10 protein-coding genes and 1 pseudogene are annotated in these 11,910 nt (G+C 46.7%); 7 read left to right on the top strand and 4 right to left on the bottom strand.

What is annotated here, in order from left to right:
* The 7 genes and pseudogenes from nifH to B7991_RS12425 form a co-directional block, all read left to right on the top strand.
* A pseudogene (gene nifH, locus B7991_RS12395) lies at window positions 1-372 on the top strand (nitrogenase reductase); the annotation flags it as partial.
* A gap of 26 nt (window positions 373-398) precedes the next feature.
* The gene (locus B7991_RS12400) at window positions 399-2,003 is read left to right on the top strand and encodes a nitrogenase component 1 (RefSeq protein WP_073423780.1); all 1,605 of its coding nucleotides are present in this window, start codon (window positions 399-401) and stop codon (window positions 2,001-2,003) included.
* Window positions 2,004-2,020: 17 nt separating this feature from the next.
* On the top strand, window positions 2,021-3,373 hold the full coding sequence (locus tag B7991_RS12405; RefSeq protein ID WP_085491306.1) for a nitrogenase component 1: 1,353 nt from the start codon (window positions 2,021-2,023) through the stop codon (window positions 3,371-3,373).
* A gap of 442 nt (window positions 3,374-3,815) precedes the next feature.
* The gene (locus B7991_RS12410) at window positions 3,816-5,027 is read left to right on the top strand and encodes a hypothetical protein (protein WP_088631109.1); all 1,212 of its coding nucleotides are present in this window, start codon (window positions 3,816-3,818) and stop codon (window positions 5,025-5,027) included.
* 17 nt (window positions 5,028-5,044) lie between these two features.
* Entirely contained in the window at window positions 5,045-6,073 is a 1,029-nt protein-coding gene (locus tag B7991_RS12415; RefSeq protein ID WP_088631110.1) for an ABC transporter substrate-binding protein, read from the top strand.
* Between the two features lie 9 nt (window positions 6,074-6,082).
* Window positions 6,083-6,898 carry an ABC transporter ATP-binding protein gene (locus tag B7991_RS12420; RefSeq protein ID WP_088631111.1) on the top strand — a complete coding sequence of 272 codons (816 nt, stop codon included), beginning with the start codon at window positions 6,083-6,085 and terminating at the stop codon, window positions 6,896-6,898.
* Between the two features lie 8 nt (window positions 6,899-6,906).
* Complete coding sequence (locus B7991_RS12425) at window positions 6,907-7,659, top strand: ABC transporter permease (protein WP_244536481.1); 753 nt, start codon at window positions 6,907-6,909, stop codon at window positions 7,657-7,659.
* Between the two features lie 11 nt (window positions 7,660-7,670).
* On the opposite strand, the gene B7991_RS12430 is transcribed toward B7991_RS12425, so the two are convergent.
* From B7991_RS12430 to B7991_RS12445, 4 genes are all read right to left on the bottom strand, one after another.
* On the bottom strand, window positions 7,671-8,675 hold the full coding sequence (locus B7991_RS12430; RefSeq protein WP_073423775.1) for a DsrE/DsrF/DrsH-like family protein: 1,005 nt from the start codon (window positions 8,673-8,675) through the stop codon (window positions 7,671-7,673).
* A gap of 137 nt (window positions 8,676-8,812) precedes the next feature.
* Complete coding sequence (locus B7991_RS12435) at window positions 8,813-9,682, bottom strand: class I SAM-dependent methyltransferase (protein WP_088631113.1); 870 nt, start codon at window positions 9,680-9,682, stop codon at window positions 8,813-8,815.
* Window positions 9,683-9,718: 36 nt separating this feature from the next.
* Window positions 9,719-10,630, bottom strand: coding sequence for a PLP-dependent cysteine synthase family protein (locus B7991_RS12440; protein ID WP_088631114.1), 912 nt, complete (start codon window positions 10,628-10,630; stop codon window positions 9,719-9,721).
* A 10-nt stretch (window positions 10,631-10,640) separates the two neighbouring features.
* The gene (locus B7991_RS12445; protein WP_085491299.1) at window positions 10,641-11,798 is read right to left on the bottom strand and encodes a PLP-dependent aspartate aminotransferase family protein; all 1,158 of its coding nucleotides are present in this window, start codon (window positions 11,796-11,798) and stop codon (window positions 10,641-10,643) included.
* Window positions 11,799-11,910: the final 112 nt, after the last annotated feature.

Below are 11,910 nucleotides of genomic sequence, written 5' to 3' on the forward strand. Positions count from 1 at the left end.
CTCTACGCTGCAAACAACATCTGTAAGGGTATTGCCAAGTACGCTGAACGCGGTGAAGTGCGACTCGGCGGTATCATCTGCAACAGCCGTAACGTCGATAACGAACTTGACTTGCTCCGTGCATTCACCAAGGAACTCAACACGCAGCTCATCCAGTACGTGCCGCGCAACAACATCGTGCAGCAGGCCGAAATCCGCAAGAAGACTGTGATTGATTTCGAACCGAACTGCAACCAGGCCAACGTCTACCGCGAACTTGCAAAGAACATCGATGAAAACGAGCTCTTTACCATCCCGACTCCGATGACGCAGGACCGCTTGGAACAAATTCTCATCGACTACGGCATGATGGAAAAGGACTACTCCATTTAGCGAGAACCGGCAGGAGGTAAAAATCTATGGCATCAACTAACATTAATTTAAATATGACCTCGGTCGAAAACCGCGAATATCGACTGGGTACCATTATCGGTTGGGACGGCAAAGCCAGCGACTTGATCAAGGAATCTGCCTACGACGAACGCAGCGCGAAAAAGCACGGTGGCTGCGCAAGCAAGGGGGCCGGCTGTAAGCTTTGCGAATTGCACTCTCCGCTCAACCAAGAAACCATGTGCTCCAACGCTATTGTCCAGTGCCAGGTGGGCAACCTCACGGACTGCGCTTTGATTGACCATTCTCCGATCGGCTGCAGCGGCGAAAACTCCAAATTCAACCTTTCTATGCATGTGGGCCTTAAGCGTCGTGGCAAGCCTTTGCAGAATACTTTGAACATCAGCACCAACCTGAAAGAACAGGACATGGTGTTCGGTGCTTCTGAAAAGCTTCGTCAAACGATTCGTGATGCAAAGGAACGTTTCAATCCCAAGGCTATTTTCATTGGCATGGCTTGCGCTACCGCTATTATCGGTGAAGACATTGACTCCATCGCCGAAGAAATGGAACCTGAAGTTGGCGTGCCTATAATTCCGCTGCACTGCGAAGGCTTCCGTTCCAAGCATTGGTCCACGGGCTTCGACATTGCATTCCATGGCGTTCTCCGTCAAATTGTGAATCGCCATCCGACCAAAAAGCAAAATGACTTGCTCAATATTGTTGCTCTTTGGGGAACGGACTATTTCTCTGAAATGCTTGCTCCGCTTGGCCTCCGCGTGAATTACCTCTTGGATACCGCATCTTTCGATGAAATCCGCCAGGCTTCTGAAGCTGTCGCGACCGCTACCTTCTGCGATACTTTGGGTGGTTACATGGCTACCGCACTTGAAGAATCCTTCGGCGTTCCGCAAATCGATGCTCCGCAACCGTACGGTATCAAGGGCACTGACGAATGGCTCCGAGCTATTGCAAAAGTTGTCGGTAAAGAAAAAGAAGCTGAAGAATATATCGAAAGTGAACATAAGCGTATTGCTCCGAAGCTCGCTGAACTTCGCGAATTTTTCAAGGGCAAGAACGGCATCGTAATGACGGGTTCTGCTTATGCTCACGGCCTTATCAGTGTTCTTTCGGAACTCGGAATAGGCCACGATGCAGCTCTCGTGTTCCATCATGACCCCATTTACGATGGTGCAGGAAAGCATCAAGACACCTTGAAGGAACTTGTGGAAACTTACGGCGACATTCCGCACTATACTGTAAGTAAGACTCGCGCCTTCCAGCTTCCGCAACTTTTGAAGCGTGCCAAGACGGACTTCTTGCTCATTCGCCATCCGGGCCTTGCATCTGTCGCGGGCCACCTCGGATTCCCGACCCTCACCATGGGCGACGAACATATTCCGGTGGGCTACGAAGGTATCCTCCGCATTGGTGAAATGCTCAAGGGCGTTCTTTCACGTACAAAGTTTAACCAAGTTCTCAAGCGTAATGTGAAACTCCCGTATTCTGATTGGTGGCTTGCTCAGGACGATCCGTTCTATTTGACGCATCACCCAGAAGCACTTAACGACCTTCCTGAACCGAGAAATCTCAAGTTCAGCAAAGGCAAAGAATCTAATTCAGAAAACGCATAATAAGGGAGATTTCGAAAATGTCAGAAGCACTTAAAACAAAGAAAAAAAGCAATTCTATTTCGGACCCCCGCTATTCTTGTGCAGTCGGTGCGTCCAATACGGTTGTCGGCATTAAGGGTGCAGTTCCTATAGCCAACTGCTCTCCGGGTTGCCAGCTTAAGCAAACCGCATTCCTCACTTTTGAAAACGGCTTCCAGGGCAGCATTTTCGCTGGTGCTGGTAACATGCCGAGTGCAAACTCTACCGAAAACGACATCGTGTTCGGCGGCATCAAGACTTTGGATCAGTTGATTAAGTCAACGCTCAAGGTTTTCGATGGCGACCTCTATGTTGTTCTCACGGGTTGCGTGGGCGGCCTCATTGGTGATGACGTCCCCAGCTTGGTGAATGAATATCGCGATTTGGGTTACCCGATTGTGGCTGTGGATACCGCAGGCTTCAAGGGCAATAACCTTTTCGGTCACGAAGAAGTGGTAAACGCCATTGTCGATCAGTTTGTGGGCGATTACAAGGGCGAACGCAAGAAGGGTCTTATCAATCTTTGGTTCGAAGTTCCGTATTACAACCAGAACTGGCGCGGTGATTACCAAGAACTTGCCCGTATTCTCCGTGGCGCTGGTTTTGAAGTGAATGTGCTCTTTGGACCTGAAAATAACGGTGTCAAGGATTGGTTGCGCATTCCGGAAGCTCAGTTTAACTTGGTGGTCTCTCCGTGGGTCGGCGTGAGAAATGCTGAACACCTTGAGAAAAAATATGGTCAGCCGTTCCTCCATATTCCTGAAATTCCAATCGGTGCCGAAGCAACTGCTGCATTTATCCGCAAAGTTGTTGATTTTGCCGGAATCGATAAGGAACAGAGCGAAAAGTTCATTGAACAAGAAAATGGTATTTATTACTACTATTTGGAACACTTCTCTGAATTCTTTGCTGAATACTGGTACGGTATGCCGAGTGAATTTGCGATTACCGCTGATTCCGCTTACACGCTTGCCTACACCAAGTTCCTTGCCGACCAAATCGGCCTTATTCCGCGCAAGGCGATTATCACGGACGATCCTCCGCAGAAATTCCGCAAGACCATCGAAGATGCTTTCCATAACATCAGCGAAGGTGTCGATGTTGAAGTGGAATTCGAAGAAGATGGCTACTTGATTGAAAAAGCTATCAAGGAAGTTGATTTCTCTTCTGGAAAGCCGTTGATTCTTGCTTCTTCTTGGGAAATCAATCTTGCCAATGATAAGGGCGCTTTGTTCTTTGAAATTACGCCTCCGTCCAGCGAAACTTTGATTATCAATCGTAGTTTCGTTGGTTATAAGGGTGCGCTTAATTTGCTTGAAAAAATTTATAGCGCATCCGTTGGCGGAAAATAATAAAAAATGCCGTAAAAAGTTGACCCCGGCACTGTGGCCGGGGTGACAGAAGAGAACGTCATGCCCGACTTGATCGGGCATTTCCTTTTTTATAATGCTCGTATGATAAACTCTGACGGGAATTTATTGTATATGTATAGGCTACTGCTATTTGAATTTATTTTGTATAACTATATCTTATATGTAAATAAATTTCTTATATCGTGTGATAAAAATAAAGTATTTTACAAATCATTTTTTCTTTTCTAATTTAAGCGTTGCATTCGAGAACATTGTGTTCCGAAACTTCCACAAATCAACACGAGGATACCTATATGTGTTGTAGCTGTAAATTCTCCAATAACTAAGCCAAAGCCTTTTTAAAGGCTAATCGGCAATTTTAAAAGTGCGCAGAATGTTGCTCTGCGTGGTTACTAAACTCATAAAAAATAGGAGTTTCTCCATGAATTTCAATATTAAAAAATCTATAGCTCAAATTGTTCTTTTGTCTTCAATTACTGCAATTGCTGCTGAACCTATTGCTGTTACCACGAAATCTGGCGTAAGTGCTACACTCTATGGTTTTGCGTCTTTGAACGCCGCCTACGAAGATTCTAAAAGCAATAATGGCAACTTTGCAAACTTTGCTGCTCAATCAGATATTGCCAACAAAAACGATGGTGGCTGGCATTTCACGCCGAACCTCACTCGAATCGGTTTGAATCTTTCGAGCGGTAGCGATACTTCGTTCTTCAAGGCGAACGGTAAAATCGAAGTTGATTTCTACGGCGGCGGTTCCGGTAATGCGCCTGTCCCACGCCTCCGTCATGGTTACGGCGAAATTTCTTTTGGCAAGTCCGGTTTCTCCATTTTGGGCGGTCAGACATGGGATTTGATTTCTCCCCTCGTGACTCCAACGCTCAATGCTGGCGTTCTTAACAACTCTGGTGATCCGGGCCTTCGCAGAGCACAACTCCGACTGACCGAAAAAGTTCCTGTTGGTAATGGCTCTTTAGACTTTGCCGTTGCTCTTGTTCGCACTATCGGCGAAACGCAGCCGTACAACACTTCTTCTGCTTCAGAGACCGGTGTCGATGCTGACGTTCCTACCATTCAGGGACGCATCGGTATTGCCATTCCGCTTTGGGTTGAAAACAAAAAGTTCGGTTTAGGTATTTCTGGTCATTATGGCCAAGAAGAAGTTGACTTGGACGCCACTGGTGATACTAAGGATATTCCCTCATGGTCTTTTAACGTTGATTTGACTCTCCCCATCACAAGCAACTTTACCTTCCTTGGTGAGTATTTTGTCGGTGCCAATCTCGATACATACGCAGCCGGTATTGGACGCGGACTGGTTTCGAATACTGAAGACCCCGAAAGCGTAAGAAGCATTGGTGCTTACGGTGGATGGATTGCCTTGCAAGCCAAATTTATCCAAAAGTTGGCCTTTAATGTGGGTGCCGGGCTTGACAAGCTAAAACGTGAAGATATTAGAAAAGCCGGTGGCCGTGAACAAAACTTCTCGTTCTTTGCCAACACGACCTACAATTTGACAGACGCATTCTCGTTGGGATTCGAATACCTTCACGTTCAAACGGATTACTTGACCGCCAATACGGTAAAAGAAGCGGATCTGAATCGTTATCACCTTTCTGCAACTTACGCCTTCTAACAATGGAGAATTCTACAATGACTCAGAATAAATTACACACTCGAATTGCATCGGCGTTCCTGTTCGTTCTCGCCTGCGTGACTTCCACAATCGCAGCTGACAAGCTTTCCATCGGCTACCTTTCTTCTACGGGCCAGGGGAAATTCTTCATCGCAAAAGATGCGGGCATTTTCAAGAAGAACGGCCTTGACGTAGAATTGGTGGAATTCTCGAATTCTGGCGATGGCATTGCTGCCGTTCGTGCCGGAAAGCTCGATGCAGGTGCTTTTGGCTCACTCGCTCCGCTTATCCATGTTTCGCAGGGTGCTGATATTCGCGTTATTGGCGGCCTCATGGGTGGCGACCAGGCTGTGATTACCCGCAAGGAAAATGCAGGCTCCGTCAAAAAACTGAGCGATCTCAAGGGAAAGAAAATCGCTACAATCCGTTTGGGAACAGCGGATGCCATTGTTCGCGGAGGCCTCAAAAAAGAAGGTATTGACTGGCGTAAGGATGTTACTATTGTAGAACTCAAGAATCCGCCTGCAGTTATCGAAGCGGTAAAGAACGGCAGTGTGTATGCCGGCGTTACATGGGGACCGCACGACCTCCGTGCCGAAGAAGCGGGTCTCTCCGTGGTGCTTCGCAGCAAGGACATCAATCCCGGTCATATTTGCTGCCGCCTCATTGCATCGCTCCGCAAACTTGAAGGCCGTGACGACATTTACAAGCGCTTGGTCAAGTCGCTGATTGAAGCCGAAGAACTTGTCGCAAACGATCACAAGAAGAGCGTTGAAATTATCGCAAAGTGGATTAAGCTTGATACGGCTCTCGTCAACAAGGCTTTCTACAGCGGTTACGTGACGCAGGATACCGACCCGAACGTGAAAGGCGTTGAATTCTTTTGGGATTTCTTGAAGGATGCCGAATTCATCAAGTCCGACAAGAAGGTCTCTCAATACGTTCTCACGAACTACTATCGTGACGCTCTTGCAGAACTTCGCAAGCAAAAGCCCAAATCTGAATTCTACGCGCAGGCCGAAAAGATTTTCCTATCTAGAAATTAAGGAACTAAAATGACTCAAATACAAAGTGGTTTCGAAGCGACTAATCTCGTTTTTTCCTATGATGGCAAACCCATCCTGAAAGACATCAACTTGAAAATCAAACCAGGCGAGTTTGTATGTCTATTAGGCGAAAGCGGAAGTGGCAAGACCACTTTGCTGAATCTTCTCGCCGGCCTTACAAAGCCAAGCGAAGGCCATGTTTATTGGAACGGGAAGGAAATTGAAAAGCCTTCCGCAGAAAGGAGCGTAGTTTTTCAGGACTACACTCTTTTTCCTTGGCTTACGCTTCTACAGAACGTTTCTCTTGCCATTAAAAAGACGAAAAAGGTCAAGGGGAGTTTTGCAAAACATTTGGCAGAAGAATACTTGAATTTGGTAGGGCTTTCGGGGAGCCTTCATAAATATCCCTTTGAACTTTCGGGCGGTATGCGTCAGCGCGGGGCCATTGCAAGAGCGTTGAGCGTTGGCGCAGATGCCCTTCTTTTGGACGAACCTTTTGGTGCGCTTGATCCTGTAAATCGTGCAAGCCTTCAAGATTTGGTTTTGGAGCTTTGCCGAGGCTCTAAAGACCGTGCAATTACGACTTTGTTTGTGACGCACGACATTCGCGAGGCCGTTTATCTCGGAAGTCGAATTATCGTTTTGGGATCGACGCCAGGCCGTATCATCGCAGATATTCCTTTGGATTTTCCAGTGAAAAAGAGCCGTAGCGAATGGTTCCGCAACGAAAAAGTCCAAAAGACAATCGTTGAAATTGAAGAAGCTTACCACAAGGACATCCTTGAAAAACTCGGGCATACCGTACAGGAGGGCGCAAGTATATGAGAATTTTTGTGAAATATCTATCTAAATTTTCAGGATTTTTATTCCTTCTGTTCTTGATTGGAATCTGGACGTTCATCAGTAGTGGCCCGGAATGGAGCAGCCAATACTTGTTCCCATCGCCAAAAGCGGTTTTGACGGCGCTTTTCAATTCTCGCGAGGAGCTTTTGCGCAGTGCGTGGTCGTCGCTTTTGAAACTTGTCCCTGCTTATTTCGCGGCTGCCGTCGTCGGAATCTCTCTCGGAATTGTTTCGGGGTCTGTCCCTTGGGTGGGTACTATGCTAAAGCCCATTTCACGATTCGCGGCTCCGATTCCGCCTAACGTTTACATCCCTTACGCCATTGCGATTTTGCCGACATTTTACTTGTCCTCTACTTTCATTATTTTCATTGCGGCCTTTTGGCCTATCTACTTGAATACCGCCGCGGGTGCTGCGGACATTCCTGAAAAGTACAGGCGAAATGCCGCCATTATTGGAATTGGCAAGTTTGAATACTTGTGGCGAATTGCGTTTGTCGCAAGCCTTCCGTCCATATTTTCCGGGCTTTCCGTAGGCATGGGACTTTCGTTCATCATGCTCACCGTTGCTGAACTCTTCGGCGAAAATACAGGCCTTGGACACTTTGTGCAATTCTACGCTGACTATTCCGATTACCCCAACATGGTTGCCGGAATTTTGTGGACTGGCATTGTGGTCCTTGCGATCATGGAATTTTTTGAATTTGTAAAACGCAAGGTGCTATTCTGGACGAAGGCGAATTAAGTCAACGAGTGTTATATAAAGTATGTTAGGTCGGATTTTTCAGTAGAGCCGAGCATGGTCGCGACGCCACCAAGTTCCACGCCGTCAATCAATTCTTCGGCGGTAATTCCCATGAGTTCCATCGACATTTGGCATGCAACGAACTTTACGCCTTTTTGCTTTGCGCTTTCAATCAGTTCTTCGAGCGAAGAAACTCCGTTTTGTTTCATCACGGCGCGAATCATTTTTGCACCGATACCGCCAAAGTTCATGCGTGAAAGTCCGAGCTTTTTGGAACCTCGCGGCAGCATAAAGCTGAACATTTTTCCGATAAGCGATTTTTTGACGCGTACTTTTTCTGGTCTGCGTAAAAGGCTTACACCCCAAAAGGTAAAGAACATTGTAACTGGGCGGCCCATCGCGGCTGCGCCATTTGCCATAATGAACGAAGCGATTGCTTTGTCTAAATCCCCGCTGAATACGACAAATGTTTTGCCGTGTTCAAATTCTCGCTTTTCGGCGACGGGGGCGTTGCGCTTTACGACGGTCGCATAAATTATATTGTCTCTTTCTGTGAGCGATTTTAGCTCGTTGCCGGTGCGTTGGCACCAAACTTGTATGTCCGAATAAAAAGCCTTTTCGGTTGCTTCTATTTGCACTTCTTCGCCAGGCGAAACGCTTTTGATGGCCTCGTCTACTTGAACGATGGGGCCGGGGCATTTTGCCCCTTTGGCATCAACGAAGTGAACTTTAGAAAAGGCTTCTAGCCCGCCTTCGAGATTGTAGACTTCGTAATCTCTGTCGGCAAGAATTTCTGCAACTTGTTCGGAGCGGTCACCTGTCGAACAGAACACATAAACGGGTTTGTCTTTGGGAATGGAATCTACTTTTTTTGAAAGTTCAAAGAATGGAACTTGAACTGCGCCATTTATAGGTCGAACAATAACTTCGCTTGGTTCGCGAACATCAAGCAAAGTTGAATTTTGTAAATCAATCTTGTAAAAATCTCTAGCAGCAAGTATTTTGACTTCAGACATGACTTTACCTTTCCCGATTTTATTTTGACCAGGTAAAAATAGAATCATGTGAAGTCTATTTCTAATACTTTTTTTTAATAGCGAAATATCGGCTTTCTCGATAACAAAACAGTCAGTTATCTTGTTAACGATTTGCTTTACAAACCGCAATACATCAGATGAACGCCCTCGAATGCGGACAATCCAGTTGATGTGCTGAAAAAGGCATCGTTGATATCTTTGGGAGAAAGGTCGTGACAATATTGGATACCCGATTTCCTGGCCAAATTGTCAACTTGAACGGGATCGTATCCGTCAACCATACACTCGCCGCACGATGCTGTTATTTGTTTTAAGCGGCTGATTTTGGTTGTGCTGTCCGCACTGTCCCGCTCTTTTTCGTAGTAATCGAATATTATTGCACTATTGGGTGCTGCTATCTTAGAAATTTCCGCAATCGTCTTGAAAAAGATTTCAATAGGAATGTAGTAGGACACGCCGAGAATCGAAAAGACGGAGCGTTTTTTCGGATTAAAACCGGCGTTTGCCAATCTGCTAATGATGCTATCCTTGTTGAAATCGATTTCTACAAAGTGAACTTTGGGACGCCTCTTTGTGAAAAGTTCTCGCGTCCGCTCGATTTTGAAAACTTGTGTTTCGTACAGATCCAGTTCAAAGACATCGACGTTTTGACTTTTGTTCCTAAGCGCAAAGGAATCTAGGCCCGCACCCAAGAGAACGTATTGCACGTCTCCTGTTTTTTGCTTGGCATCGACAATGTCTTCTGCAAATCGATTTCGTGGAAGAATGATTGGGAGAAGGTATTGGTCGATAAAATCCTTAGCCGGGTAATCTTTGGGCTTCGACTTTTTTGCAGGAAGGAACTGCCTTGCAAGATTGCGTGCGTGGCGATATTCCTTCAAACCCACAAAATCCTGTGCAAATTCGTCTTCAAAAATTTTTTCACTTTTAGCGTGAGTGTGGACAGCTCGGGCAAGAGCGCATAAAAGCGCAGTTTTGCTAATCATAAACTTGTGCACTCTAATTAAAGATGAATTTTTATGTTATTTGTATAAACCTTTGCTGAAGTAACGATCGCCACGGTCTGGGGCTACAAAGACAATGTTCCCGCGAGCGCCCGATGCAATCAGTTTCTTGGCTGCTGCGAAAGCGCCGCCCGAAGAAGATCCCGCAAAAATTCCCTCTTTTTGCGCGAGTTCACGGGAACCACCGAAAGCGTCGTCATCGTTAATTTTGATGACGCGGTCCACAAGCGACATGTCCATAGTGTCTGCAATAAAATCGTTTCCGATTCCTTCGATGTTGTAGTCTCCATGTTCGCCACCGCCCATTGTAGAGCCTACAGGGTCAGCGAGTACGCCTTGAATTTTGGGGTTGCGTTCCTTGAGCGCCTTGAGAATGCCCGAGAACGTTCCGCCGCTTCCTGCGCCTGCAACAACATAATCGACGTTGCCATCGAGATCATCGTAAATTTCAGGTCCTGTCGTTTCATAATGGGCCCGCGGATTTGCCATGTTGTGGAATTGTCTGAGAGAAATGGAATCCGGAATTTGCTTCAGCAGTTCTTCTGCTTTCTTTTCGGCGCCGAGCATGCCTTCTTCACGCGGGGTGTTGATGAGTTCTGCGCCAAGCGCACGCAAAAGCGTCTGCTTTTCTTGTGAAAATTTTGTCGGTACTACAAAAATGACACGCACACCGCGGTTCAATGCTGCAAATGCAATTCCAAGCCCGGTATTGCCTGCGGTCGCTTCGATAATCGTTCCGCCAGGTTTGAGCGTCCCTTTGGCGAACGCGTCTTCGACCATATAAAGGCCGGCGCGGTCTTTTACGCTGCCCGAAGGATTCCACAATTCAAGTTTTACGAATAAATTTACGCCTTCAGGAACTCCAACATGCGTGAGCTTTACGAGCGGTGTTTTTCCAATCAGGGATTTCATGGATTCGTAGTAATGCATATCTTGTTCCTTATGCTTTTGCGGCTTCAATGGCTGCGTTAACATCTGCGATGATGTCATCAACTTTTTCAATGCCCACGGATAAGCGAATGAGCCCGTCAGTGATGCCGACTTTTTCGCGAATTTCCTTTGGGATGGATGCGTGCGTCATTGTGGCTGGATGGCATACGAGGCTTTCGACGCCGCCCAGGCTTTCTGCGAGGGAAACGAGTTTTAGAGCTTTGAAGAATTTTTTGATATCGTAATTTTCACGAAGTTCGAACGAAATCATAGCGCCACCGTTCTTGGCCTGTTTCTTGTTGATTTCGTAGCCTTGTGCTGTCGGGAGTCCCGGATAATACACGTGCTTTACGGCTTCGTGCTTTTCGAGATACTTTGCGATGGTTTCGGCATTTTCAGTATGGCGATCCAAGCGGACGCCAAGCGTCTTGATGCCGCGAATTAAGAGGAATGAATCAAAAGGTCCGAGAACGGCCCCGGTTGCGTTCTGCGTAAATGCCAGCCTTTCAGCGAGTTCCTTGGAATTGACAACAGCAAGCCCTGCCACCAAGTCGCTGTGACCGCCTAAATACTTTGTCGCAGAATGCACGACGATGTCGGCGCCCAATTCAATCGGACGCTGCAGATACGGCGTCATAAATGTGTTATCGACAATGGTCAAAATGTTGTGCTTCTTGGCAATTGCGGCAACGCCTGCCAAGTCTGTTACCGTCAAGAGCGGATTTGCTGGGCTTTCGACAAAGAATGCTTTCACATCGGGTGTTATTTTGGATTCAAGCAATTTCAAATCGGTCGTGTCTTCGATGGAATAACTGATGCCGAGATTCTTGAAAACTTTGTCCAAAACGCGGAAAGTGCCGCCATAGACATTGCTCGAAATGATGATGCGGTCTCCTTGCTTAAAAAGCGAAAGGACGGTTGTTGTTGCAGCCATGCCGCTTGCAAATGCAAAGCCTGCGACTCCTCCTTCGAGTTCTGCAATCAGCGCTTCCAATGCTGCGCGCGTCGGGTTCCCTGTGCGGGAATATTCCCAACCCGTGTTTTCACCAAGGCCTGTCTGCTTGTAGGTGGAAGTCTGGTAGATAGGGACGTTTACAGCTCCTGTAGTTTTGTCGCCATCAATGCCGCCGTGAATGAGTTTTGTTTCGATATTGTTGAAGTTTGACATAAGATAATAATCTCCTATGACGCTATTAAATGCTAGCGCCTTTGTGGTTTAAATTTTTTTTGAATAAAAAAAATCCCGCTACGGAACATAAAACCGAGCGGGAATCTGTTTA

Origin of the sequence: Fibrobacter sp. UWB3 (assembly GCF_002210405.1) — a bacterium.
Classification (GTDB): domain Bacteria; phylum Fibrobacterota; class Fibrobacteria; order Fibrobacterales; family Fibrobacteraceae; genus Fibrobacter.

Bases quoted from the DNA above. Each gene is read 5' to 3' on its own strand.
- B7991_RS12400 (WP_073423780.1), top strand. From the start codon at position 399: ATGGCATCAACTAACATTAATTTAAATATGACCTCGGTCGAAAACCGC.
- B7991_RS12405 (WP_085491306.1), top strand. From the start codon at position 2,021: ATGTCAGAAGCACTTAAAACAAAGAAAAAAAGCAATTCTATTTCGGAC.
- B7991_RS12410 (WP_088631109.1), top strand. From the start codon at position 3,816: ATGAATTTCAATATTAAAAAATCTATAGCTCAAATTGTTCTTTTGTCT.
- B7991_RS12415 (WP_088631110.1), top strand. From the start codon at position 5,045: ATGACTCAGAATAAATTACACACTCGAATTGCATCGGCGTTCCTGTTC.
- B7991_RS12420 (WP_088631111.1), top strand. From the start codon at position 6,083: ATGACTCAAATACAAAGTGGTTTCGAAGCGACTAATCTCGTTTTTTCC.
- B7991_RS12430 (WP_073423775.1), bottom strand. From the start codon at position 8,675: ATGTCTGAAGTCAAAATACTTGCTGCTAGAGATTTTTACAAGATTGAT.
- B7991_RS12435 (WP_088631113.1), bottom strand. From the start codon at position 9,682: ATGATTAGCAAAACTGCGCTTTTATGCGCTCTTGCCCGAGCTGTCCAC.
- B7991_RS12440 (WP_088631114.1), bottom strand. From the start codon at position 10,630: ATGCATTACTACGAATCCATGAAATCCCTGATTGGAAAAACACCGCTC.
- B7991_RS12445 (WP_085491299.1), bottom strand. From the start codon at position 11,798: ATGTCAAACTTCAACAATATCGAAACAAAACTCATTCACGGCGGCATT.